We start from the raw sequence: 25,523 nt of genomic DNA on the forward strand, positions 1-25,523 counted from the left end.
CCTTTTTTATAATTCTTTTATATTTTCTTGAATGTGATTTAACATATTTAAAAGATTATCGCGTTCTTCCTCACTTAATCCTTTAAATGCAGATGCTGCAAAACGTTCTTTTTCCTCTTGAAACGCTTGAATTTTATTTCGTCCCTCTTCAGTAAGAGAAACTAACGTAATTCTGTTATCTTCTGGATTTTTACGTCTTACAATCATTTCATTGGCCTCAAGCTGCTTTAAATGCCTTGTTATCGCAGCATTATCAATATTCACTTCTTGCTGAAGTGCTTTTTGACTAATTTCACCTACTTCAAATAATTGAAGTATAAGCTCTAATCGAGACTGGCTCATACCCGTACACCCTTCAAATTTCGAACTTACTTCTTTATTTAGAAAGTGTAATTTATATAAAATAATCGCTTCTTTTGAGCATGAACTTGTCAAATTAACCCTCCTTTACAATCAAAATAAAAACATTTGATGTATCAATAGTTGATATATCAATTAATATAATCTATATCGATTTAGAATGCAAGCATTTTGTTTTTATTTTATTTTTTCCAAATTAAGGCGCTTTGTAGCGTTACAAATAATGTTAATTGCACTATAATAATACTAATTTAAAGAACTGGAGAGTGATTGATAATGCGGCAATACACAAATAGAAATGAGGAATTGAAAATGGAAAATGAAATGAGGATATTCACAAATGACAACAATAAATATAGGGATTGTTGCGCACGTAGACGCTGGCAAGACGAGTTTGACTGAGCGTATTCTTTATGAAACGAATGTGATTAAAGAAATTGGCTGAGTTGATAGTGGTAATACACAAACTGACTCAATGGAATTAGAAAGACAACGCGGAATTACGATTAAAGCATCTGTCGTTTCTTTCTTTATTGATGATGTAAAAGTAAATGTCATTGATACACCTGGACACGCTGATTTTATCGCTGAAGTGGAGCGATCATTCCGCGTTCTAGACGGTGCGATTTTAGTTATCTCTGCCGTTGAAGGTGTACAAGCACAAACAAAAGTTTTAATGCGAACATTACAGAAACTAAACATACCGACTATTTTATTCGTTAATAAAATTGATCGTAGTGGCGCAAACACTGAAAAAGTTATGAAACAAATAAAAGAGGTTCTTTCAAATGAAGCATTCCCCTTCTACTCTGTTCTAAACGAAGGAACGAAAGAAGCCCGGATCATTGAATACAAATCATATGACGATTGTATGGAACTGTTAGCACCATTTAATGAATCGTTACTTGAATCATATGTAATTAACGAAATAATACCGGACGCACTATTAAGAGAAAAACTAGAACAGCAAATACAGCAAGCGAATGTGTATCCAATCTTTTTCGGTTCAGCAATGACTGGTATGGGCGTAACAGAACTTCTTGAAAAACTTCCGGCTCTCATTCCAGCTCATACATCGGTACAAAATGAAACATTATCTGGCGTTGTTTTTAAAATTGAACGTGAATCTTCCGGTGAAAAAATTACTTACGTGAGAGTTTTTTCTGGTAGTTTACACGTTAGAAAATATGTTGATATACAGCGCTGTAAATCTCTATCCCATAAAGAAAAGATTAAAAAACTATGCCTATTTCATAATGGAGATGCCGTTCAAACTACTACCGTTCCTAGTAGTGAATTTTGTAAAGTGTGGGGACTGAATGATATTAAAATTGGTGATATTATTGGTGAACGTACGGATTATATAAAAGATATTCACTTTGCCGAACCACAAATGGAAGCTTCCATTGATGCAGTATCAAAAGAAAGAATTCATGATTTATACGCTGCACTTATGGAGCTATGTGAAGAAGATCCACTTATTAAAGTGTGGAAAGATGATGTTCATAATGAACTATATATTCGCCTTTTCGGTGAAGTACAGAAAGAAGTAATTGAAACGACTCTTTTTGAAAAATATAATTTGCAGGTTACTTTTTCAAATACGCGAGTTGTATGTATTGAAAAGCCAATTGGCATTGGGAATTCCGTTGAAGTCATGGGTGAAAAAGCGAATCCATTTTACGCAACAGTCGGATTCAAAGTTGAACGTGGTGAACTTAATTGCGGCATAACATATAAATTAGGTGTTGAGCTCGGTTCACTACCTTTAGCATTCCATAAAGCGATTGAAGATACGGTATTTCAAACGTTAAAACAAGGATTATATGGATGGGAAGTTACAGATATTATCGTCACGTTAACACATACTGGTTATGCTAGTCCTGTTACAACAGCGAGTGACTTTAGAAATTTAACACCGATCGTATTAATGGATGCTTTAAAGCAAGCTGAAACACATGTATATGAACCAATAAACGAGTTTGAATTAACTGTACCGGAGCACGCAATTAGTACCGCGATGTATAAGCTCGCTGCCGTTCCAGCAACTTTTAGAGAGCCTATATTGAATAATAACTCTTACCAGTTAACAGGATCATTACCTGTTGCAAAAACAGAGAATTTTAAACGAATGCTACATTCATTTACAGAAGGAGACGGCATATTTACAACGAAGCCAGCTGGTTTCACAAAGCTTATGGCTCCCTTCCCTACTCGAAAACGTGTTGATTATAATCCGCTGAACCGTAAGGATTATTTACTTCATGTTTTGAAGGCTTATTAAAGTAAAAGAGGTGCAATTCGCACCTCTTTTGCATGTATTAATAGGTTAGTTTGTCCTAACAACTTCTTTAAGTTCTCCTATTATTTTCGCTATAGCCTCAATTGAATTTTCCGTTTCATATCCCCCAACATTTACAGAATGATTTGCATTTTTGACAACTTCAATCTGTAAATTCGTTTTATATAACTGATCAATTTGATCTGCATTGTATTGGTAATCTTTATCCCCAATAACTAAAAACCCTTCGTGTCGACTATGTAAGATAGAATCAAAAATTGTATCAAACGTCAGTAAAGGTGTAAGTAGTATCATTTTTGACTGCGCGAATTCGTCTCTCTTCATTAAATCATTTGCAATCGGAATTGTTCCGAGTGATTTCCCTAAAAACATAGTATCGTTATATTGCTTACCTTTTAATACGCCCTTCATTATAGGATTAATATCATCCATCATTACTTTCGTTATTTCTTCCATTGTTTTATTCATTACTTGTTCGTCATAAGAATAATGAATATGTACTACATCTATTTTATTTTCGAGCATAAGCATCGTCGCATAATAAAATAACGGTTTATCGTAATTGTATCCTGAACCGGAGAACATAAAGCAAATCCTACTAGAACCTTTTTCGATATGTGTGTAACGAATTACTTTATCATCTATATGTATTTCTTTTTTAGTCCCCTTCACCCTTTTCCCCTCCGAATACATTTAATTTTGTAAAACGATATGTTCTGTATGAACTGCTATATCCTTTACTTTCTCTTTTATAAATGCAGGCTGTAAATTATATGCCTCTAACTCTTCTACCGGCACCCACTTAAAGAAATACGTTCTACCTTCTTCTTCCAAAATATATTGATCCGCTCCATTTGCAGGTAACTCATGTAGCTCTACTTCATAATAAAAACTAATTTCATGAAACTTTCGCTCAGAAAGTGTAAAGAAATTTTCTACTGACCATATTAATCTTTTCCCTTTCATAGGAACACCTAATTCTTCTGCAAGTTCTCGTTTTAACGTATCTTCACTATTTTCTAGCATTTTCACTCTTCCGCCTGGTACATACCAATAATCTTCCCCTTTGTTTTGAAGAATAAGTATTTTATTATCCTGTTTACAAATTGCTCCGACGCGATAATTAAAACATGTTTCCTCTACTTTAAACGTAAGATCCATCCGTAATGCCCCCTCATATAAATATCGAATTATTACAAAACAATTATGTAATTACTGTACAAATAAGGTTACTAAATTTATCCACTTCATTCAATGGTTTTTGAATTTTCTAAACTATTATTTTTCATCATTACAAGTGTATATACATATGTTACAATCACATTGCACACTAGAAAACATTATGGGGGTACGGATGGAAACGTTATTAATCCAGCAAACTGAGAAATCAAATAAGTTTTGGAAAATCGTTGTGAAAGAAAAAGACTATGTTGTGTTTTACGGAAAAATTGGCACAGCTGGCAGTGTGAAAGCGAAAGAGTTTGAAACAGAAGAAGAATGTATGAAAGAAGCTAATAAACTAGTTGCTTCCAAACGTAAAAAAGGATATACAGACCCGTTGCCTGGGGAAGATTACATAAAAGAAAAAACGATAACCGAAGAAGAATTTTGGGAACTACTTCATCGTGCAAAAACGAAAGGTGAGGACCAAGAAGAACAAATAGAATGGCTTACTTCTCACCTTGCTAAACGTACAGTACATGAAATTGTAGCATTTGATACGCATATGCATCGTCTTTTGAAAGACTCCTATACCTCCCGTTTATGGGCAGCAGCCTATATTATTATGGGTGGCTGTTCAGATGATACTTTCGATTACTTCCGCGGATGGTTATTATATCAAGGAAAAGAGACATACGAAGCTTGTATTGAAGATCCAGAACGATTAATTCCTGTATTAGAAAACTTGAGTGAGTATGACGTCCCAGAGATTGAAGAACTTTCTTTATATTTCGGTTTCACTGTATATGCAGAAAAAACTGGTGACGAAGATGATACTTACTTTACACTTTACCATGTCTTATCTAATGAAGAATTCGACGATGTAGATTTTGAATTTGACTGGAATGAAGACGATGAAGAAGGTTTAAAAAAGATGTTTCCTAAGCTATGGGAGATGTATGGGGAAGAACCGATTGAGTAGTAGATTAATTATTCGTGAAAAAGCGCCTTGTTTCTTTAGTAACAAGGCGCTTTTTTTGATACTATATTTAAATTATTATCTTCCCACTCTCCCACCACTCCATAAAAGTCTTTAAAGAAGGAGCAACCCACGTTCTACTATCATTTTCATGATTCCATACATATATATCATCTCTTTGCACTTTTCCATTCAAAATGGAATAGCCAAACAAATCACCATTTCCGCCATCAGCAAAAAATAATAAACAGTCAAAAGGCATGTATAAATCCTTAAAATCAACTATATTTCTCATACTCATATTTTCAGTTTTAATTTTTGAAGCAGACCATATAAAGTCACCGTATTCACCTTCTATACCATTTGTTTCCTGTAATAATTGATATAAATCATTCGGTAACTCCACATGTATACATTGTTGTATATCAGTAAGTTCCTCCTTCGTAGCCGAATTTTTTAAGCTTAAGTTTGATGAGATACTGTGAATGGTGTCTTTCCACATCACCTTTTCTCCTCCTTATGTGCAATCAAGTATATTCAAAGGACACCGCTAAATTTATTGATACCATCTTTCTAACAATTCCTTCTCCCTCTCCCCTGAAATACCTGCTTTTAATTCCCATTCGTCCACACTCTTCATCCACTCATACACATCTGTAACTGTATGTCCTAACCTTCTAAAAGTAAGTCCTTCTTTAACAGCACTTTCAATACTAATTGAAAATCCACCTTTCCACGGCTTCGTTTCACCTTCTAATGAAAAAGTTTCTGGAAGCCATAAAGGCATCTCTGTCCAAGGCTGCACTTTATGTTCATTCATAAACGATTCATCTATCCAAACGAATTCAGCATCACTATTCGTAACTTTTTTACACGTATTTAATAGCTCTTCCATCGTCAAATCATCATTCGGACCTGTTACATTGAATGTACCTGCATTTTTGTTTTCTGCCATGTTTAGTCCCCAGTTTGCGACGTCTTTTATATCAACTATCTGTACTGGACGGTCTTTTCTTCCTGGAACTAACACTTTACCTCCTTTTGCTACACGCCCGATCCAGTATGGAAGTCGATCTGTATAATCGAACATTCCTGAAAGAAGTCCTGCTCTTACGTGTAAAACACGCCCCGGCCAATACTTCTCTGCTTCTTTTTCGCATAATACTTTCAGCGCACCATAATGCTCATAAGGAGATATTTCACCATTCTCTACAGCCTTTATTTGCTCTTCCGTCGGTTCAGGTTGTAATATATAGTCTTCTTTTATGTCATGCAGAATCCAATCTTTATATACGGAAAGGCTTGAGATGAATATATAGTGTTCAATATTATCTTTAAGCACTTCTCCAACATTCCTAATATGATGCGGAGAAAATCCACATGTGTCTATGACAACATCCCACGTTCGATTTTTTAAACTTGATACATCGTTATTTCTGTCACCGGTTAACTGCTCCACATTAGAAAAAATTTCTTTGTTTGTTCCTCGGTTAAATAACGTAATTTCATGCCCTCTCTGTAAAGCCTCATCTACAAATGCTCTTCCTAAAAATCGTGTACCGCCTAGAATTAGAATTTTCATGGTTCTCCCCCATTCGTGATTAATAACCCTTCCTAATGTTTAACGATTTTTTATTGAGGAAAGTTACGGGGAGCGTTTAAATTTTTCTACAAGTTCACCATTACTCTTTTAAAAGTATATACTCTTTGATTAATCTCCATCTATCCTTTGTTTCTGGCACAACTTCAGAAGCCATCACCACCACCAATTCCTTCTCTGGAATACAACAAATCATATTCCCACCATCACCCATTGCACAATACGAATAGACACCCTCTTCTTCTCGTAACCACCATAAGTAACCATATTGATTTGAATTCATCGCTATTGATTCTTTTATCCATGATTTTGATAGTATTTGTTTTCCATTATGAATACCTTCATTCAAATACATCTGTCCAAACTTAGCCATATCCCTAACCGTTAACGTTAGTCCCCAGCCGCCCGCCGAAATACCATTTGGATCGTGAACCCATCCTTTCACATCTTTTCCGAATAAGTCATCAAATCCAAATGCTTTCATATTATAGTTTGGAATTTCTCTCATGCCGAGTGGCTGAAATAAGTATTCATTCGCAAATTCACGCGCATTTTTTCCTATTGCGTTCGTTATGATCGCTGATAGTATATGAGCTCCTGCAGATGAATATTTAAAAGATCCAATTTCTCCGCCGTTTCCTATCCTATTTAACGTATATTGTATCCAATCTTGTTGTGTACATAGTTCTTCTAACGGTTCCTGCCAGTCTACGAATGGATGTGGAGCTGTCATCGTTAGAAGATGGCTTACTGTTACTTCAGATGAATTAACGTTATATTCCGGGAAAAATTCTATTACTCTTTGATCAACGCTTTTTATATAGCCTTTATCTACACATAGTCCAATTAACGCAGAAATAATCGTTTTTGTGACTGACGCTATATGAAATGCATCATCTGGACCGTGACCGTTATAATATTTTTCAAAAATAACATCACCTTTTTGTACTACTAACATCCCATTAATATTTTTATACTCTTCTTTTATAATCAAATCTAACTTTTCAGCAGTTTTCATTTTTATTCCCCTTTAACCCATAATTAAAAAGGTTCGATCGGTACATATATATCAACTATATGTTTATTTTCCGGGTGCCGTCTTGGGTCATTTTTATACATTTCAAAAGGATACGAATCTCTCGGTTTATATCCGCTATTAGGAAGCCACTCACCGTATAAGAAATCCCATGCTCCTTTATATTCATCCTGGAATATTTCAAAATGACCTACCGCATACTTTCCAGAAGGTATTACCATTATTCCAATGTCGCTCGTTTCTACTGGGGACCCCTCTGGAATTTTTATACATAAACTTGTTCTTAAATGATTTTCTTCAGTAAATTCATGATGATCGTGGTAAATGGTTAATACTTTCGTATCCTCAAATACATGACAGTTTTCCTTCGCTGCGTAATGAAATAATTTCTCTATCATTTTTGGAAAAGCTATCGTTAACTCTTCATATGTACCGATATGCCTTATGTATGCGACGTGTATATCGTCCGCTGTTACAATTTCAACATTTCCTCGAACCTTCTTACATTCATTGTATTGAGGAATTCCCCTTACGTCTTTGCAATTCTTGCTATTATCGTTTCGATATTGAGATGGACTTATTCCGTAATGACTTTTAAATGTGCGGGAGAAAACTGCTGAATCTGTAAACCCGAAGTGATACGCAATATGTGTAATCGTCATATCTGTGCGATATGTAAGTAGATTTGTTGCCCTTTCTAACTTCAATCGGTTTACATACCGTGATAATGGCTCGTCTACTATCCCCTTGAAAATCCGATGAAAATGAAACTTTGAAAATCCTGCTATATCCGCTAGCTCTTCAATGGATAGTGAATCATTTATGTGTGATTCTATATAATCTTGCACTTTATAAATGCGTCGTAAGTATTCATTTCTACTTTGTTTACTCTCCATATTTTTATCTCCTCACAACAAAAAGGCTACCGTTAAGCTAGTCTACTTTTACACATTTTTCAAAAACAAAACTCTACTAGCACCGTTCCCATCATAATTTGTATGTACCGATACACCCTCTACCTCATCATCCCCGGCCTCAATTCGAAAACCGATTTCTTGATGAAACTGTATCGACTTTTTGTTAATTGGTGACGTAATTGCTTTTACAACTTTACGGTTATTTGCACGTGCGACATCAAAGAAATACGAATACAATGTCGATGCAATTCCTCTTCTTCTATACTTCGGATTGACACCGAAAAAATGAACGTACGCTTCCTCTTTATGCGTTTGTGAGAAGAATCCGCATAAGAAACCTAACGTTTCTCCCTCTTCTTCAATAATAAAACTCGTTTCTTGAAAATGAACGAAGAACAATTTTGGCAACATGGCAGCCATGTCTCTCCCGCCCCACCAATCATTTAAAACAGAATGAATCTTTACATAATCTTCCCCTTGGATGTTTCTTACTCGCATATGTTTCTCCCTCTCACTCACTTCATTTTTTCATAAATTTTAATGACCGTTTCTACTAAAAGGATGAATACCCATATCCCGCAAAATACAAGAACAGACTGGAATAAAGAACCTAGCATAACAATACTTATTAAACCTAATTCTGGGCCTGAAATGGATATTTCATCAAATCCTATATTATGTATAAATGGACCAGTTGAAAAAGCCATCAAAATAGATGCTATTAAATAGATAACACTCATTATTTTTAATATTTTTATAGAAAGATACGAAGTTTGTTCTTGCTCCACTTGTGATAATTCGATTTCACCGCTCGCAATTCCTTTTTGCAAACAGTCCTCACATAGAAATTCTTCCTTAATTTTTTTACCACCGTGCATCGTACCTGTTCTTTCTTTACATCTTGAGCATTTTCGATTTATCATGTTGTTACCACTCCAATCTATTAAGATTATACTTATACAATTCTATTTTTACCTTAATATCCCTTTTATGTATTTTATAGAGAAAGGTCGTGTTTTATGATTTCAAAACTCACGTTTGGCTCGAAAAAGCGTACCGTTCATTATGTATTAAGACCTAGTTGTTATGCAGTTATTTTCCATTCATCTTCTTCAATGATTGCTGTTATCCAAAAAGGTGACCGTTACTTTTTACCTGGTGGCGGTATGGAAGGTAATGAAACAAAAGAAGAATGCTTGCACCGTGAACTACTAGAGGAATTAGGATGGGCAATTAAAATTGATCAGTATATCGGTAATGCGGCTCGATATTTTTATGCAGAAAAGGAAGATACATATTATTTGAATGATGGATTCTTTTATATTGCGAACATGGTGCAGAAACAAACTGAAAACTGTGGGGAGGATCATGTTTTACGATGGATGTCTCCATTACTTGCTGTTAAGCTTCTCATTCACGATCATCAAAAATGGGCGGTTGAACAAGCACTTTTATTACGAAAACAAAAATGATCTCCTTCTATATGAAAGAGATCATTTTTACTATTAACTGACTTTTTTCAAATTGAAAGCAGGCTTTTTGATTCCGCCTTTTTTTACAACATATAAGCCGATGAAGATAATAAGTCCGCCAACGAGTTGCATCATATTAATTTGCTCTCCAATTGTAACTGCCGCAAAGATAACTGCGAACAATGGTACGAGATACATATAAACCATTACTTTCGTTGAGCCTATTTGACTAATACCGACATACCACATTGCTAGTCCGAAGATGGTCGCAAAGATGATTGAATATGCTAGTGAACCCCAGCTTGGCGTATCTACTGGCCATGTTAAAGAGTTTACGTTGAATAAACAGTATATAACAAGTGGTACAATTCCAATTAAAGTAGACCATGATGTAACTCTCATTGCGGAGTATTTTGTAATAAGAGGTTGCGCTAATATTGGATACCATCCCCACGCAATTGCTGCGACTAATCCAATTACATTTCCGAGCCACGCATATTCGTAAGTAGCTCCTCCTGTATGTCCTGTTAATAAAACAAATGCTGCACCAATAAACGCTACTATTGAACCAATTTGTACTTTCATCGAAAAACGTTCTTGTTTGTGCAATACTGCTAATATCCCTGTAAATATAGGTGACATCGCAATTAATAATGAGGCGTTCGTTGCTGAAGTATATTTCACAGATAACATAAACATCGTTTGATACATTGCCGTACCAACGATACCGACTACTACTAATCGTAACCAATCTTTTCTTTCAATACGTAATGAGCGTTCCATCATAAATGTAATAAGTAATAAGACCGGTGATGCTACTAAAAATCGTAAACTATTAAATTGAATGGATGACATATATGCCACGCCATACTTTCCTATTGTATAATTTGCTCCCCATACTAACGCTACTGATACTAGGAGCCATTCCATTTGCCATCTTTTCATCCGAATCTCCCCTTCCATATTTAGCATAGTAAAATTGGCTGGATATAGCACCGTCCAATTGGCTGTTTTTTTACCCAGCCAATTTGTTATACTTAATGTATATAAGAGATACGGAGGCGTTTGTATGGAATGGAAGCTAGATAGTGACAGTAAAATCCCTATTTATCAGCAAGTGGTTGACTTTATTGAAAAACGTATTACATATGGAGAACTTCCTCCAGGAAGCTTCCTCCCTTCAGAACGGAAATTAGCTACGCAGTTAAATGTAAACAGAAGTACAGTAACGACTGCTTATAATGAACTTCGTGCTATGGGAATTGTAGAAAGTACGACTGGTAAAGGTACACGTGTGAGTACACATATGTGGGGCGTTTCTCCAACATTAACGCCGAACTGGAGAAATTTCGTAGAAGGTGGTACTTTTTTACCAAACTTACCACTACTTCGCCATATTCGGGCAGAAGTACAACAAAATGAAAATATTATAGATTTCGCTAATGGAGAACTCGGTTGTAATCTTTATCCTCACGATCAACTACAAACGATTTTACGTGAACAACCGTTAACGCATTCATTAAGTTACGATCATCCGCAAGGCTATCTCCCGCTAAGACAAGCGGTCGTAAAATATATGAAGGAATATTTAAAAGTTGAGGCGACTGAACAATCCATTATGATTACATCCGGCGCTCAACAAGCACTGCACCTTATCGTGCAATGTTTATTAAATCCAGGTGATGCTGTTGCTTTCGAAAGTCCTTCACACTGTTATTCCCTGCCGTTATTCCAATCAGCAGGTATTCGTATTTTCCCATTACCTGTCGATGAACACGGCATTAATCCAGACGATGTACAAGAGCTATACAGAAAGCACCGCATTAAAATGATTTTTTTAAATCCAAATTTCCAAAACCCTACGGGGACGATGCTTCATCCAAACCGTAGAAAAAAACTATTATCACTTTGCGCAGATTTACGAATTGCAATCGTTGAAGATGATCCATCTAGTTTGCTGACGCTAGAAAAGAAACAACCTTGTCCTACTTTGAAATCAATAGATGAAAATGGAACTGTCATTTATGTACATTCTTTATCAAAAATGATTGCGCCAGGATTACGAGTCGGTTGGCTTGTCGCCCCGCAGTCTGTCGTAGAGCGATTATCAGATGCACGGCACCAAATGGAATTAGGAATGAGTATTTTCCCGCAGTGGCTTATGCAACAATTTTTTGAAACTGTACCATTTCAGTCTCATATCGTACCGTTACGAAAACAACTAGCAGAAAAAAGAGACGTTATCGTTCGTGCCCTAAACGAGCAACTTCATGATAAAATCTCTTTTTCAAACCCTACTGGTGGTATATACATTTGGGGGAAATTAAAAGAACCTATAAACGAAAAACAAATCATTATGCAAAGTTTAAAACAAGAAATTGCTTTTATGCCAGGTAGTATTTTCGGTGCGAAAGATGGTTATATACGTTTATCTTATGGAAAAGTGGATATTGATCAAATTGAGGAAGGTATTTCTCGTTTACGCGAGGCTATTTTGGTATGTGAAAATAACTTTAAATAAAGCTTTCTCGTTTGACAAAACCTAAATCTACCATTATTATCAACTCGAACCTATTTATAGGAGTGATAAAATGAAGATTTACGTTGATGCAGATGCTTGTCCTGTAAAAGATGTAATTATTTTTGAGGCTACGAATGTGGAAATTCCTGTTACCCTCGTTACTAGCTTTTCACATTATTCTAATGCAGAGCAGCCAAAAGGTGTCGAAACAATTTATGTTGATTCTGGAGCAGATGCTGCGGATTACCGGATTATGCAGTTAGCAAAAAAAGAAGATTTAATCGTAACGCAAGATTACGGTCTTGCTTCACTCGCTTTAGCAAAAGGCTGTATCGTACTACACCATAAAGGCTATAAGTATACGAATGACAACATTGAACAATTGTTACAAACACGGTATTTAAGTGCAATGGTTCGAAAAAGCGGTAAGCGTACAAAGGGACCGAAACCATTTACAGCAGAAGATAAAGAGAAATTTAGAGCGCTCTTTAAAAGTATGATCGCTCATTAAAGATGAACCTTCTTTTCGCAAGGAAAACTTCGCAACACAAAGAAGAGAATATCCAAATGAACATTCTCTTCTTGAGGTTTACCCGTTTAAAATGAAGGTAAATTATCTAAGTTATTTTCCTTTATTCCATCAGGTTCACTACGTATAATATCTCTGCCATACTTATGAAATACGTCTACATGAGCTAACTTCCCTGATTTTGCTTCTTCAAGGGCAGTCATATAATCTAACTCTCTCCCGCTACTTGTTTTAAACGCAATTAAATCACCATCATCATTTTTACGAACAGCAACAATTTGTTCTGCTCCTGAATTAACTTCATGGTCTACTTCAAATTGAGCTTGTTCTTCTCCTTGATGTAAGTAATCATTATAAACTTTTTCAAAGTCTTTATTGTCCATAACATTCACCTCCAACACATTTTTTAGTATGGTTGGGAGGTAGTGGTTTTATGTACTTTTCTCTTAGAAAAACGTATTTTTAATACCTACGCAACCCTTTCAAAGTCTCCAATATATCCTCTGTAAAGGCTGTACTACCTTCTGTCTCTAAAACTCTGAAATAAAAACTTCTTAAGAAAGTTCTAATATTTTGTACTAAAATAGCATGCTGCGGATGTCGGATATCTTCAACCGTTGCTATACTATGTAGCCAATTGCTCCACTCTTCTTCAGTTAAAAGATTTTGGTTACGTAAAGACATAATCGGCTTTACTAACCTCTCATCTTCAAAGTGCACATACACGTAATCACTTAATCGAACCTTCTGACGAACAGCTGCAAGAATCGCATATGAAAACTCACGATTTTGGATTGTACGTGCTAAAGCATCGAGTGCATCAGCCGCATGCGCCGTAGAGTGTGCCCAGCCTTTTCCTTCTACGTATCCTCTTACATCTTCTTCTAAATATACATATTCTAGTACTTGTTCTGCCACACTATACAGCTGTTCTTCAGATAACAGTGGTTCTCTTTCATGAACAGATAAAATAAGCGGCGGAATTAATACAGAGAACGCACGTTTAAAGACAGAATCTGTTCCCTTTTCACCAATTTTATAAAATAAATAATCAGGGCTAATTGCTTGCAGCATTAATCCTCGTAATTCTTTTTGTCTAAACACATCATTTGTAATCCATTTGTAAAGCGTACTATAAATTAAATCATCGCGTAATTCAGCATCAGTTGACCCGATATAATCTAACATCCACTGTGCATATGGATAAGCATCTACGTCTTCTGGTACAGCATAATTATTATTTTTAATTTGTAGTAGTTCTTCTTTTAGTTCTAGTACTTCATTCATTATATTTCTTGTCCCCTTTTTGCGTTTTTTATTGTCTTATCCCCTTTTATTTGCTTCATAAAATTAATTTAATTATAACAATAAACAAAAGGCTATACATATATTTCTGATTATGTAATACGCTCATTCATGAAATATAACTTCTGGATTTCCTAAATCACTATTCTGAAATACAACATCCGCACACTCTTTCGGATTATGCTCATCTATATACATCTTACAGGCCGCATGATATCTGTTTAAAAACATTTTCTCAGCTTCTTCATAACTTCCAAAAGCCTCAGTCTCGCGCTTTGCACCACGTTTTCTCGCAATCTCAAAATCTGTATCTACGAAAATTTTATAGTCAAATAAATGCTCTACGTCTTTTTTCAATAGAAACGTCCCATCTACTATTAGTACCATATTAGGTTGAGCCAATAGCTGCCCATTATGGACAGGTATATCCGTTATTAAGTTATGAGAAATCGTATCATATTGTAAATTCCCGTTAGGCCCTAAAGGCTTTAATAATCTTTCTTTGAAAGCTGTATAATCGTGTGCATCTTCATAATACCCTCTTGCAGATTCTTTTCCTTGCGCGTATCGAATTGCTCTCGGATTATGAAAATCATCAATGCTGGCGCGTGTTACTGGTAATCCTCGTTTTTTTATTCCTTCCGCTAGTTCGTTTGCAAATGTTGTTTTTCCTGATGCTGTAATACCGCTTACTCCAACTCTTGTTGGGTGCGTTAAATTTAACATTAAAATATGATTAGCAATTTCTTTTATACATTGTTTTCGGTTCATGATATTTCTCCCTTCATTTAGTTTACATAACAAAATTATAATTAACTTTTATGTCACTATTTGTCGGTAAGTCGATATCCTTTGTCGAATCGTTGATATATTGAAAAAATCGTTGATATATTTTAAGTTATGATAGATATATTTGAAAAATCGTTGATATATTATGATTGGCTTACTTCCCCTTAAACCCTCGATATAAAGCAGTCCGTAACTCTTGTTTGTATTCTTCAATTTCTGGCATATCGAGTTCTTCTGCTAGTCTGATGGCTAGTTCAATATCATACGGTACTCGTACGAGTTGAATAGAAAAGCTCGCTGCTTCTTTTTCATTGTAAGTTCCTTCAAATATTAAATAGGAAGCTTGTGTTATTTCAAGTGGGTTTCCTACGCTACCGGCATTACATAACGTTTTCCCTCTGAAATTTTGAACGAACGCTTGGTGAACGTCACCGTAACAAACGACATCTGGTTTTCTTTCCCCTTCTATATTCTCTGTGAGCTCACTATTTTCGAACATACTAATACGCTCTTCTCTTGAGGCATGTGGTTGAATTCTTTCATATAAACTTCTCGGTGAAGCGTGGAACATACGTATCAGTTTGCCGCTCATAAAAAATTCGATTGAAAATGGTAAGCTTCTTAAATAGTCATTTTGTTCTTCCGATAATTGTTTTTGATGCCATTTTAACGTTTCAAATTCAGTCGGTTTTGTAATGAAATCATCCCAGTTCCCCATTACAACTCCTTCACATTCTTTACGAATGATTTCAATCACTTCGCTAGAATGAGGACCTTTTCCGACTAAATCTCCAAGACACACGACGCGCTCGATTCCTCTTAATTTAATATCTTGCAGTACAGATTCTAATGCTGGAATATTACCATGTATATCTGAAATTACCGCTATTTTATCCAAATGAATCCCTCCATTACTTATAGTTTATTATATCCTCATGTTGTGATTGATACCATTTTGGAATATAGGATGAAAAATGATTATGATCTTCTAAAATTCCGTTCAATCTTTCCTTCATATCATTTACTAAATGTGGCGTGCTTCGGTTTGTCCATACGATATCAGCTGGGAATGTCATTGCTGCATATAATGAGTACAGTTTCCAAAAATGAAGCGACGGTTCGCCTCCGCAATATCCGTGAACTTGTCCAACCGCAAATGGTTTACTTATTCTTGTAGTAAAAATCGCTACGTTATAAAAATCATGTATTGGATCACCAAAATCATATCCACCAAAATCGATAACGATAAACTCCTTATTATGAATCATACTATTTGCTGGATGGAAGTCATCGTGTAAAAAGGTAATAGGGCGATTTTTCAATAATTGTTTATGCTCCCCTACAAATCTTAATACTGGCTTCAAATCAAGGAAGTCTATTTCATAATTTGCTAACGCTTCTACGTATCTTTCGTATTTATTCCATCGAACCGTTTCCCATTTATTACTTGCACTTTCTCTTCCAATTGAGTGAATCCTCTTTAGTACTTCTCCTGCTTTTCTTCCTGCATGGTACTGTTCTTCCACGGATAGCTTCCCTAAACCTTCTTCACCATTTATACCTTGGATCCATTCAAATACTTGAACACATTTATTTATTTGTTCAAGTTTTATAAAATGAATTAACTTAGGCGTTGGAATATGTAATGACTCTAATTGTTTCATATACATATATTCTTCTTGTTTACGTTCAAAATGAACAGCATCACATACTTTTACAAAATATGTTACTCTGTTTTCTAACTCTATTTTATATTTCTCTTCATGTGAAAAACCTTTTGATATAGCTGTACACTTTACAATATGAGGCCATTCTAGTTTTCTCTCTATCTCTCTAAGCGTTTCCTTCACAAAGTTCACCTCTATCAATATATGTACAAACTACCTAGCACTTCATGCTCTCGTTTATTTTCACCTTTAAACTCCACTGCAAAAGGATTTTCGCCATTCTTATTCAGATGTTCTAGCACTAGCCCTTCTCCAATCGGCTCACAAAACTGCACATGAATATCTCCAAATACTACACTTTGACACTCGGCATTCCATTTTTCACTTTTCACAACTGAGCTTGTAGATAGCCCCATTACTTCTTTCCATTTCCGCACCGTTTCTCGAACGTTTTTCACTGCATAATGGATCGTTTCAATTTGTTGTACTTTATTTTTATGTTCCGTGATTGTTCCAATGTTACGTAAATCATTTCTTCTTTCTTCGTCCGTTTCATTCCATTGTATAAAGAAAGGTAATTTCGGTCCGTTCTCTTCTTGCTTTACAAATAACATTTTCCATTCTAAAAGGCGGCCATCTTTTCTCATACGTTTCCCTTCAAATGGTCCTATCGTATGTAAACCGTGCTTACTAAACTTTACTGCTAGGTCTTCAATTGCATCTGTTCGAATTGCGATTTGCAGCATTCCTTCTCCGTCTTGTAATTTCACTACTGTTTCTTGTACTAATGGATTGTCTGCTTCTTTCGCTTTTTCTTCATGCTGCACTGCTAAAAATTCGATATATGATAAATCAAAATAACATAAACTATTCCAAGTACCCCAAGTAATATGCTCTCCACCTATTGCAGTATAAAATCCGTGCGCCTGCATTTGTTTTGCCGCTTCTTCCGGTGTACAATGTACGGCGTGTACTAAATGATCAAATCGCAACATGTCCTTCTCCCCTTTCTCTCCATCCTTTTATTGTATATTTTATTTTTCTTTCATTCAATTCAAAAAACTTTAAAACCCAGTTGATTTATACGATTAATATGTATTATAATGAAACAAATTTAATTATTGCTGATTGGAAAAACCAAAGGCACTTTTCTCATACGGGAAAAGTGCCTTTTTCATTTATTATTACAGGGGGATTATTTATGCAGAAATTAATTGTCTTTGCTATTATCGGATTTTTCGCTCAATTGATTGATGGGGCACTTGGAATGGCGTATGGGGTAACATCTACCTCACTATTATTAATGTTTGGTATCGCACCGGCTGTAGCTTCCGCTTCTGTTCATTTAGCTGAAGTCGTTACAACCGCCGCTTCCGGTGCATCTCATATCAAATTTGGAAACGTTGATAAATATACAGTTTCCAGACTTACATTACCTGGAGCAATTGGTGCATTTGTTGGGGCATGTTTTTTAAGTAATTTACCTGGCGATGTAATTAAACCGTACATTTCCGTTTTTTTATTTACTTTAGGGGTTTATATTTTATTACGATTCGTCCTTCAAAAACAAATTGTTGCTTCAAATAAGCGTATGTCTGCAAAACAACTTGTGCCGCTTGGTTTATTCGCTGGATTCGTTGATTCAACTGGTGGCGGTGGCTGGGGGCCGATTACGACACCCGTTCTTCTAGCAAGAGGAAATGAAGCTAGAAAAGTTATTGGATCTGTAGATACGAGTGAATTTCCTGTTTCACTCGCTGCAACAATTGGTTTCTTCATCTCACTTGGCTGGGAACAAGTAAGCTGGGTTTGGGTATTTGCCTTAATGCTTGGCGGTATTGTCGCAGCTCCAATTGCTGCATGGTTAGTTCGTATCGTTCCAGCACATTTACTTGGGGTATTAGTTGGTGGTCTTATTATCTTTACGAATATACGTACACTGCTGACTACATTTAAAGTGGATCCAACTATTATTTCACTTTCTTACGTGGCAGTTGGTCTTGTCGTTATTATTTCTATTTTCATTGCTGTTCGCAATCATTCCAAGCGTTCTAACGCATCGACAGCCGGATATCCGAATGATCAAAAACAAATGCTACCATAACGATAAAAATACCGCCCGATATACTTCGAGCGGTATTTTTTATTTTTCTATTTTCCAATTAATCATCGTTTCTGTAGCATTTACTCTCTTCATATGTAACTTTTCTAAAACACGAATCGAACTATAGTTATCTAGGAGTGTCTCTGCAATTATTGTTTCTACCTCTCCTATTTTGAAAGCCCAATCGATTAGTTCTCTTACAGATTCTGTTGCATAGCCCTGATTCCAATATTTCTCAATAAATCCATAGCCAATTTCTACTGTTTGCTTCTCGTTTGGTTTCCCTTTAAACCCAATATCACCTAAAAAGCTATCATCTTCTTTCCGAAGAACATACCACGCACCCCATGGTAATATAGCTGCATCTTGTTTTACATTCTTTACATGCCCTACAATATGCGGACCGCTATTGTATCCTTGCTCGTTAGCAATTTAAATCCTCTCTTCTGTACACGGCACTATATAGAGCCTTTCTGTTTCTAATTTCATATTGATTTCCCCTTTTCAATTAAACAATACCTCAATTTTACTAAAAATAAAAAGAATATTCATTCTATCCGTTAAATTTATACTTATTCTTTGAAACGAATTTAAGGAATAATCCTCTTTTGATAGTTATGTCGAATTATATTTTTCTGAATTTTCTTTTAATTTAGAGGGTTTTTCAATATTTTTTGCGAAACATTTGTATAACAATTTTTTCTTTGCTTATTGCTACATAATAGTAGGTTCGGGTGGAGTTTTGCAAGCGTTTCCTATACAATAACCGATATTTTTTGACTTTTCCTAACAAAATATCTTGCAATATATTCAGAAAGTCATTACAATTGCCATATATTAAAAATCTTAGCAATATATCAAATCCTCATCAATCCGATGAGGTAGAGGTTGCGACTTTTATGAGTAAAACGGACGAGACACAGAGAATGTCACCAACTCCGTTTGAAAGGAAAGGTTGCCGAAGTTTATATTTCTTCTCTGGAAATATGAGCTGGGGCTGTCTCCGAAAGGAACAGAACTGTCACGTTTACAAATTACCGTGTAAACGTGGGGTGCTATCTTAACGGAAGGGTATGATGGGGTGGTTATTTGTGAAACGTTCCGCCAAATTCCTTTGGCGGTTTTTTGTATTTTTCTCCCCCGCTCCTTCCTAACCTACAAGAAAAGGAGTGTTGAACATGAATAGCGCAACAAATCAATCTACCTCTAAAACGCAAACTACACAAGGACAAGGTGAATTAAAACGCGGATTAAAATCTCGTCACCTTACGATGATTTCTCTCGGTGGTACAATTGGTACCGGACTATTTCTTGCCAGCGGTGGTGTCATCCATACAGCTGGACCTGGTGGCGCATTAATTGCATACGCCGCAATTGGAATTATGGTTTATTTTTTAATGACAAGCTTAGCTGAACTTGCAGCTTACATGCCTGTTACTGGATCTTTTAGTACGTATGCAACAAAATTTGTTGATCCATCACTTGGCTTTGCACTTGGATGGAACTATTGGTATAACTGGGCAATTACGATTGCTGCTGAACTTGCAGCTGTAACATTAATTATGAAATTTTGGTTCCCAGATACGCCTTCTCTTATTTGGAGTGGATTATGTTTAGCTATTATTTTCCTTTTAAACTATTTATCTGTTAAAGGGTTTGGTGAATCTGAATATTGGTTCGCACTTATTAAAGTAGTTACTATTATTATCTTTTTAATTGTTGGTTTCATGATGATTTTCGGAATTATGGGCGGCGAAATTGTTGGATTTAAAAACTTCACAGTTGCAGATGCACCATTTAACGGCGGTATCATGGCAATTATCGGTGTATTTATGGCAGCTGGTTTCTCCTTCCAAGGAACTGAATTATTAGGAGTAGCTGCTGGTGAAACATCTGATCCAGAACGTAATATCCCAAAAGCAATTCGTTCAATCTTTTGGCGTATTCTTTTATTCTATATCCTTGCGATTCTCGTTATCGGTTTATTAATTCCTTATACAACTGAAAGCCTTGCTGCAAGTGATGTAACAGTAAGTCCGTTTACACTTATTTTTGAAAAAGCGGGCGTTGCCTTTGCTGCTTCTGTTATGAACGCTGTTATTTTAACTGCTGTACTATCTGCTGGTAACTCTGGTATGTATGCATCAACTCGTATGCTTTGGGATTTAGCTCGCCAAGGAAAAGCACCAAAGTTTCTTGGTAAATTAGATAGCCGCGGTGTACCTGTTAACGCATTAATCGTAACGTCAATTGTTGGTAGTATTGCTTTCATTGCTTCTTTATTCGGTGACGGTGTTGTATACATTTGGTTATTAAACGCATCTGGAATGTCTGGTTTTATCGCATGGGTCGGAATTGCAATTAGTCATTACCGTTTCCGTAAAGCATATATCGCACAAGGAAAAGATTTAAAAGACTTACCATATAGAGCAAAATGGTTCCCATTCGGTCCAATCTTCGCATTTACACTTTGTATCATCGTAATTTTAGGACAAAACTACGGCGCATTTATGGGTGAAGCAATTGATTGGAACGGTGTACTCGTTTCTTACATCGGTTTACCACTCTTCTTAGTACTATGGTTAGGTTATAAATTTACGAAAAAAACAAAAGTAATTCCACTTGATAAATGTGAACTAAAATAAAGTGAAACGAGCAAACAAATTTGTTTGCTCGTTTTTTGTTGCAAACCTCTTTCCTTTATTATTGCTCCTGTTTTTGCAATAATAAAGGAAATATAAATAAAGGTTGGGATACAATGAACATTCGTATTACTGATGAAGCAAAAGCAGCTATACGTAGATTAGAACGTGAAGATAAAAAGATCGTTCGCATTAGAGGAACAATGACGAACTCTTGTAGTATTTTCGTTGATGTCGATTTAATTTGGGATACATATAACGCAGATGATGTTGTATATGAAGATGTAGAGCTTATCGTACAAATGGATTCATTCACGAAAGAATACACTGGTGATACAGTGAAACTTGATTATAAGACGACAGGTTTTAGTATTACGACTCCGAGTGAGACTTTAGTTTATGGATTGTCGATTAAAAAATAAAAATTGTTTTCATTTGACCACCGAGGTGAAAAAATGGGTAAATATGTTCCGTTAAAATTTTTATTTAATGAAGAATTAGCAGAGAAAATAGCTGATTCTATTTGTAAACACGATCCTAATTTTTCTAAAAGAATCTTTGTAGATTCTGTAACATATAAAGTTGAAAATTTAGAGTTAAAACAACGTATTGAAGTAATAGCAGATGAATTACACAATGCTTTACAAAAAGATTTTAATGTAGCAATACATATATTACTGAAAACATTAGGACCAGAAAATACAACAGAAGTAGGCACATTCACAAACGGATATATGTACATGCCTATCGCAAAATACGTTGAAAAATATGGTCTGAACGATTTTGAAACCTCATTCAACACCATGTATGAAATAACGAAAAGGAATAACGCTGAATATGCCATTCGGCCTTTTCTTGAAACATACCATGAAGACACACTAGACATATTACAACAGTGAGTTCATGACCAAAACAGTTATCTCTATCAGTGTTTCAGTAGTTTGGAACAAAAGGCTGCTGGTACTAGAATGAGTTTGCTTAATTTCCCAGGCTTTCTAACGAAAGGAATGGGGATTGCGATTGTAGGTGGATTATTATCGATACATTTGCTAAACCGAAAATTACTACCTATGAATGCTAATTCTTTCACTCATTTGTATAGTAATTTACTATTACTTTTTGCAGGAATCATATTGATTAGCTGGTTGGTTACTATGAAAATGTATAAATGCTCCAGAAGAAATATATATCAAGTGAAAAGATTCATTTTTCAATAACTTTTTTGTTATATTTTTCAATCTAGTGACGTTTCTTACATCAAGATTAAACAACTATATTTTTAACCCCGATCTAAATTTAGATCGGGTTATACTTATTTGGACTTTTGAAATTAAATAACTTTATTATCATTTTACATATAAAAAATCAAAATTTAACAATTTACCCTATATGCATTATAAAAGGCTTGTCTAAAATAATGTATATGTCAAGAAAACTTGTCTGTAAGTTGAAATGTTGTAGAATCTAGAGTCCGAATATGCTTACGGTAGATCCTCCTAATCATACTCGCCTGCGTCGGATGGTCTCTAAACCCTTTATACCACGTATGATTGAGGACCTTTGTTCCCGTATTCAGCAACTTGCCGACGAATTGTTAGTTGCTGTACAAGAACAAGGAAAGATGGAAATTATTGCAGATTTTGCTTAACCACTACCCATTATTTTCATTTCAGAGGTGCTTGGGGTTCCCGCCACTGATCGAAACCAGTTCCGCAAATAGACAAAAAACTCATGGACACCTCTGTGGAACCTATTCAGGGAACTGAAGTTAAAACAACACTTAAAAGTTTATTCATTACATTGAGACATTACTTAACGAAAAGCGTCTAAATCCTGATTCTGATTTGATAAACGATCTCATTCAAACAAGAGAGCAAGAAAACAAGTTGAATAAGAACGAGCTTCTTTCGACAATTTGGCTATTCATCATCGCTGGACATGAAACGACAGTTAATTACATAGAGAAGTCAACGTCTTTTTTATTTTAGGGGAACTTGTTTTGTTAATTTGATATTTACAGTTAAGTGAAGTAAAGTGACATTTGATTCTCATAATCCGTATTATCTGAAGTTAATAAAGTCTATTACACTCTCTTCTTTAGGAACGTTTCCATAATATCTTTCTTAAATTTTTCATAATCAAACTGAAAAGCTACATTATGCGTTTTATAGCCTGGATTAGTAACAAAACGAAAATCTGCAATGCTTTGACCAAATCCTTCTCCTTGATCAGGGATTACTTTAATAGGTACTCTTGAAAGACTAACAGCGTCTTGATTTAGCAAATACCAAACTGTTACAAAATCATGCATAGGACTTCCACTTATACCAGGATTAGACTTGGAGTAGAAATTATAATAATAATCTAACATAGGTTTGATGATGAGTCCTGCAAGATCCTGTGTACTCCGATGAAATGCATCAATTTGCTGGACCATTTCGGGTGTAACAATCGCGTGTTGAGTCACATTTAAAGGAATAATCGTCAAGTTCTTTGCATGCTGCAGAATTAAGTTTGCTGCATAAGGGTCTGCGTAAAAATTAGCTTCAGCCACAGCAGTTACGTTACCTGGATAGAAAAAAGCTCCCCCCATGCAAATGCATTCTCTTACATTTCGCATTGTTTCTAAATTTAATACAAAAGTCGTAGCTAGCGAAGAAAGTCTTCCTAAATTGATAATTGTAAGATCTTCTAAATTTGATTCTATAATTTGATAAATATCATTTAAAGGATAAACTGGATATGAAATTTCAGGTGGAATAATAGGTCCTAATCCAACTTTTCCATGTACCTCAGGGAAATACTGAATCACTATACCTGTCAACGGTACAGAAGCACCAAGGAATACAGGTATTTCTTCTCTTCCCGCAATGTACTTTAAATAGTTAATATTTCTTATTACATCTTCTCTTGATACATTTCCATAATCGGCCACAATTCCTACAAGTTGAATGTCTTTACGAAAAAAGGTGTACAGTATAGCAAACGCATCATCAATCCCTAAATCTGTAAACAGGAGAACCTTTTTTTGCATATCTCTTCCTCCAAAATTTATAGAATTCTACTTTCACCAATGATGCAGTGATTAGAATACGCTTGTATATATATTTTTTATGTATTCTTAAAGAGTGGATTCTATTCACTTGAAATAGTTTTGCTTATCTAAATCTGATATTATATTCAAGCACAAAATACATAAGGGTATTAGAGATATGGAAAAATCTGTTGTTATTGAGGAATTTACATCGGATTGGGCACTACAATTAGGGCTCACCATATCAAAAAAGAAAATTGTACGTTTAGACACAAAATTAACATATTTTGATTAGCTCCCTGTACGTTAAGGAATTAGTTTCTATATTTGAGGAGATGTATGTGACAGGTGTATATTTAGGGGAATCTAATATTCACCATTCAAATATGATAGAATAGAAGTATATCCAAAACGGAGGAATAACAAATGAACTCAAACACAAAACAGTTTATTTATGATATCCAGCAAAGAAAGAACAATTATATAGAAAATGCTCTAATAGCAATACAACACCCTAAAAAAGAGCAATCTGAACAGGTCATTCAAAATATAGTAGAGAAGATGGATATGATGATTAGTCTAGTTACTACGTACATGAGGATTGAATCTGGATCTACGGAAGAATTAAAAGAACTTCAGAAAGAAATTATCCATGCTCAAGCATATATCCAAAAACGAAAATTTGAAGAAACACAGAGATAAAACCCTGTGTTTTTATTTGATTTATAATGCTAATCTATTATAAATCAAATTACATGTGATTATTGTTTTGGCATAATCCATACAATTTGTTGAATGCGTACAATATATGGCACCGTATCTTCAATGAGCAAATGATCTAGTTTCACATCCTTTAATTTACCTCTTATATTGCCTCTTACAGTTTCAATAACCACATGTTTACCAATTACTGATTGTAATGTCTGATATACATAGGGATTAGGCACACTTACCATATTTTGTTTACTAAAGTCATTTCCCTCCAAATAACTCATTCTATAAAACTCCTTTCTAACTTGCATTCTTTCTACTAATATATGATATAAATCTTATAAATATGCTAGAAGGATAATTCATTATATGGACGGAAATAACATTTTAATAG

General features: G+C 35.1%; 27 protein-coding genes, 4 pseudogenes and 1 riboswitch. Of the genes and pseudogenes, 12 read left to right on the forward strand and 19 right to left on the reverse strand.

All coding sequences use genetic code 11. The features are described from left to right. Positions 1 to 6: 6 nt before the first annotated feature. The gene (locus tag DN403_RS11115) at positions 7 to 435 is read right to left on the reverse strand and encodes a MarR family winged helix-turn-helix transcriptional regulator (RefSeq protein WP_000204164.1); all 429 of its coding nucleotides are present in this window, start codon (positions 433 to 435) and stop codon (positions 7 to 9) included. Positions 436 to 700: 265 nt separating this feature from the next. On the opposite strand from DN403_RS11115, the pseudogene DN403_RS11125 reads away from it, so the two are divergent. Further along, positions 701 to 2,644, forward strand: a pseudogene (locus DN403_RS11125) (GTP-binding protein). Positions 2,645 to 2,689: 45 nt separating this feature from the next. On the opposite strand, the gene DN403_RS11130 reads toward DN403_RS11125, so the two are convergent. Both DN403_RS11130 and DN403_RS11135 read right to left on the reverse strand, forming a co-directional pair. Further along, positions 2,690 to 3,355 (reverse strand): hypothetical protein, encoded by a 666-nt coding sequence (locus DN403_RS11130; protein WP_003278835.1) that lies wholly within the window; start codon positions 3,353 to 3,355, stop codon positions 2,690 to 2,692. Continuing rightward, a complete protein-coding gene (locus DN403_RS11135; protein ID WP_000366247.1) occupies positions 3,356 to 3,823 on the reverse strand; it encodes an NUDIX hydrolase in 468 nt (155 codons plus the stop codon). Between the two features lie 193 nt (positions 3,824 to 4,016). On the opposite strand from DN403_RS11135, the gene DN403_RS11140 reads away from it, so the two are divergent. Continuing rightward, on the forward strand, positions 4,017 to 4,805 hold the full coding sequence (locus DN403_RS11140) for a DUF4240 domain-containing protein (RefSeq protein ID WP_000449118.1): 789 nt from the start codon (positions 4,017 to 4,019) through the stop codon (positions 4,803 to 4,805). Positions 4,806 to 4,872: 67 nt separating this feature from the next. Here DN403_RS11140 and DN403_RS11145 read toward each other — a convergent pair whose 3' ends face one another. The 6 genes from DN403_RS11145 to DN403_RS11170 form a co-directional block, all read right to left on the reverse strand. Further along, entirely contained in the window at positions 4,873 to 5,304 is a 432-nt protein-coding gene (locus tag DN403_RS11145) for an SMI1/KNR4 family protein (protein WP_000265344.1), read from the reverse strand. Between the two features lie 54 nt (positions 5,305 to 5,358). Then, positions 5,359 to 6,384: an SDR family oxidoreductase gene (locus DN403_RS11150; RefSeq protein WP_000697691.1), complete on the reverse strand. Its 1,026-nt coding sequence runs from the start codon at positions 6,382 to 6,384 to the stop codon at positions 5,359 to 5,361. A gap of 100 nt (positions 6,385 to 6,484) precedes the next feature. Then, the gene (locus DN403_RS11155) at positions 6,485 to 7,420 is read right to left on the reverse strand and encodes a serine hydrolase domain-containing protein (RefSeq protein WP_000844642.1); all 936 of its coding nucleotides are present in this window, start codon (positions 7,418 to 7,420) and stop codon (positions 6,485 to 6,487) included. 23 nt (positions 7,421 to 7,443) lie between these two features. Beyond that, positions 7,444 to 8,334 carry an AraC family transcriptional regulator gene (locus tag DN403_RS11160; protein ID WP_000444276.1) on the reverse strand — a complete coding sequence of 297 codons (891 nt, stop codon included), beginning with the start codon at positions 8,332 to 8,334 and terminating at the stop codon, positions 7,444 to 7,446. A 48-nt stretch (positions 8,335 to 8,382) separates the two neighbouring features. Then, on the reverse strand, positions 8,383 to 8,853 hold the full coding sequence (locus tag DN403_RS11165; protein ID WP_149185461.1) for a GNAT family N-acetyltransferase: 471 nt from the start codon (positions 8,851 to 8,853) through the stop codon (positions 8,383 to 8,385). A 17-nt stretch (positions 8,854 to 8,870) separates the two neighbouring features. Beyond that, entirely contained in the window at positions 8,871 to 9,278 is a 408-nt protein-coding gene (locus DN403_RS11170) for a DUF3980 domain-containing protein (protein ID WP_149185462.1), read from the reverse strand. 96 nt (positions 9,279 to 9,374) lie between these two features. Between DN403_RS11170 and DN403_RS11175 the strand changes: the two genes are divergently transcribed. After that, complete coding sequence (locus DN403_RS11175) at positions 9,375 to 9,827, forward strand: NUDIX hydrolase (RefSeq protein WP_000624005.1); 453 nt, start codon at positions 9,375 to 9,377, stop codon at positions 9,825 to 9,827. Positions 9,828 to 9,860: 33 nt separating this feature from the next. Here DN403_RS11175 and DN403_RS11180 read toward each other — a convergent pair whose 3' ends face one another. Next, positions 9,861 to 10,772 carry a DMT family transporter gene (locus tag DN403_RS11180; protein WP_000832990.1) on the reverse strand — a complete coding sequence of 304 codons (912 nt, stop codon included), beginning with the start codon at positions 10,770 to 10,772 and terminating at the stop codon, positions 9,861 to 9,863. 124 nt (positions 10,773 to 10,896) lie between these two features. On the opposite strand from DN403_RS11180, the gene pdxR reads away from it, so the two are divergent. Continuing rightward, positions 10,897 to 12,348, forward strand: coding sequence for a MocR-like pyridoxine biosynthesis transcription factor PdxR (gene pdxR, locus DN403_RS11185; protein ID WP_000454934.1), 1,452 nt, complete (start codon positions 10,897 to 10,899; stop codon positions 12,346 to 12,348). A 70-nt stretch (positions 12,349 to 12,418) separates the two neighbouring features. Further along, the gene (locus tag DN403_RS11190; RefSeq protein WP_000708771.1) at positions 12,419 to 12,859 is read left to right on the forward strand and encodes a YaiI/YqxD family protein; all 441 of its coding nucleotides are present in this window, start codon (positions 12,419 to 12,421) and stop codon (positions 12,857 to 12,859) included. Between the two features lie 86 nt (positions 12,860 to 12,945). Here DN403_RS11190 and DN403_RS11195 read toward each other — a convergent pair whose 3' ends face one another. From DN403_RS11195 to DN403_RS11220, 6 genes are all read right to left on the reverse strand, one after another. Further along, complete coding sequence (locus tag DN403_RS11195) at positions 12,946 to 13,260, reverse strand: DUF3892 domain-containing protein (protein ID WP_000368862.1); 315 nt, start codon at positions 13,258 to 13,260, stop codon at positions 12,946 to 12,948. A 79-nt stretch (positions 13,261 to 13,339) separates the two neighbouring features. Then, positions 13,340 to 14,164, reverse strand: a complete 825-nt coding sequence (locus DN403_RS11200; protein WP_001006699.1) for a DUF2785 domain-containing protein — start codon at positions 14,162 to 14,164, stop codon at positions 13,340 to 13,342. Positions 14,165 to 14,287: 123 nt separating this feature from the next. Next, positions 14,288 to 14,953 carry a nucleoside/nucleotide kinase family protein gene (locus tag DN403_RS11205; protein ID WP_149185463.1) on the reverse strand — a complete coding sequence of 222 codons (666 nt, stop codon included), beginning with the start codon at positions 14,951 to 14,953 and terminating at the stop codon, positions 14,288 to 14,290. A 172-nt stretch (positions 14,954 to 15,125) separates the two neighbouring features. Beyond that, a complete protein-coding gene (locus DN403_RS11210) occupies positions 15,126 to 15,869 on the reverse strand; it encodes a metallophosphoesterase family protein (RefSeq protein ID WP_000357646.1) in 744 nt (247 codons plus the stop codon). A 13-nt stretch (positions 15,870 to 15,882) separates the two neighbouring features. Next, positions 15,883 to 16,821: an aminoglycoside phosphotransferase family protein gene (locus DN403_RS11215; protein WP_016077518.1), complete on the reverse strand. Its 939-nt coding sequence runs from the start codon at positions 16,819 to 16,821 to the stop codon at positions 15,883 to 15,885. Between the two features lie 14 nt (positions 16,822 to 16,835). Further along, positions 16,836 to 17,633, reverse strand: coding sequence for a VOC family protein (locus tag DN403_RS11220; protein ID WP_000943329.1), 798 nt, complete (start codon positions 17,631 to 17,633; stop codon positions 16,836 to 16,838). A gap of 98 nt (positions 17,634 to 17,731) precedes the next feature. On the opposite strand from DN403_RS11220, the gene DN403_RS11225 reads away from it, so the two are divergent. After that, entirely contained in the window at positions 17,732 to 18,742 is a 1,011-nt protein-coding gene (locus tag DN403_RS11225) for a sulfite exporter TauE/SafE family protein (protein WP_002082558.1), read from the forward strand. A gap of 39 nt (positions 18,743 to 18,781) precedes the next feature. Here the strand turns inward: DN403_RS11225 and DN403_RS11230 are convergent, their stop codons facing one another. Continuing rightward, entirely contained in the window at positions 18,782 to 19,174 is a 393-nt protein-coding gene (locus tag DN403_RS11230; protein WP_223697852.1) for a GNAT family N-acetyltransferase, read from the reverse strand. A 442-nt stretch (positions 19,175 to 19,616) separates the two neighbouring features. Beyond that, positions 19,617 to 19,808: riboswitch (Lysine riboswitch) on the forward strand. 112 nt (positions 19,809 to 19,920) lie between these two features. Between DN403_RS11230 and DN403_RS11235 the strand changes: the two genes are divergently transcribed. The 5 genes and pseudogenes from DN403_RS11235 to DN403_RS31725 all read left to right on the forward strand — a co-directional run. Then, a complete protein-coding gene (locus DN403_RS11235; protein WP_149185464.1) occupies positions 19,921 to 21,387 on the forward strand; it encodes an amino acid permease in 1,467 nt (488 codons plus the stop codon). A 113-nt stretch (positions 21,388 to 21,500) separates the two neighbouring features. After that, complete coding sequence (locus DN403_RS11240) at positions 21,501 to 21,806, forward strand: iron-sulfur cluster biosynthesis family protein (RefSeq protein WP_001026197.1); 306 nt, start codon at positions 21,501 to 21,503, stop codon at positions 21,804 to 21,806. A 33-nt stretch (positions 21,807 to 21,839) separates the two neighbouring features. Beyond that, positions 21,840 to 22,280: pseudogene (locus DN403_RS11245) on the forward strand (hypothetical protein); the annotation flags it as partial. Between the two features lie 10 nt (positions 22,281 to 22,290). Beyond that, positions 22,291 to 22,601: pseudogene (locus tag DN403_RS31720) on the forward strand (tetracycline resistance MFS efflux pump); the annotation flags it as partial. Between the two features lie 254 nt (positions 22,602 to 22,855). Next, positions 22,856 to 23,345 (forward strand): annotated as a pseudogene (locus DN403_RS31725) (cytochrome P450); the annotation flags it as partial. 122 nt (positions 23,346 to 23,467) lie between these two features. Here the strand turns inward: DN403_RS31725 and DN403_RS11265 are convergent. Continuing rightward, positions 23,468 to 24,418, reverse strand: a complete 951-nt coding sequence (locus DN403_RS11265; protein WP_001170286.1) for a nucleoside hydrolase — start codon at positions 24,416 to 24,418, stop codon at positions 23,468 to 23,470. Positions 24,419 to 24,844: 426 nt separating this feature from the next. On the opposite strand from DN403_RS11265, the gene DN403_RS11270 reads away from it, so the two are divergent. Beyond that, positions 24,845 to 25,120 (forward strand): hypothetical protein, encoded by a 276-nt coding sequence (locus tag DN403_RS11270; protein ID WP_001087712.1) that lies wholly within the window; start codon positions 24,845 to 24,847, stop codon positions 25,118 to 25,120. A gap of 59 nt (positions 25,121 to 25,179) precedes the next feature. On the opposite strand, the gene DN403_RS11275 is transcribed toward DN403_RS11270, so the two are convergent. Continuing rightward, positions 25,180 to 25,413 (reverse strand): YuzF family protein, encoded by a 234-nt coding sequence (locus DN403_RS11275; RefSeq protein WP_000120816.1) that lies wholly within the window; start codon positions 25,411 to 25,413, stop codon positions 25,180 to 25,182. Between the last annotated feature and the right edge of the window lie 110 nt (positions 25,414 to 25,523).

The sequence above is a fragment of the Bacillus sp. AY2-1 genome (assembly GCF_008368965.1).
GTDB classification, from domain to species: domain Bacteria; phylum Bacillota; class Bacilli; order Bacillales; family Bacillaceae_G; genus Bacillus_A; species Bacillus_A thuringiensis_S.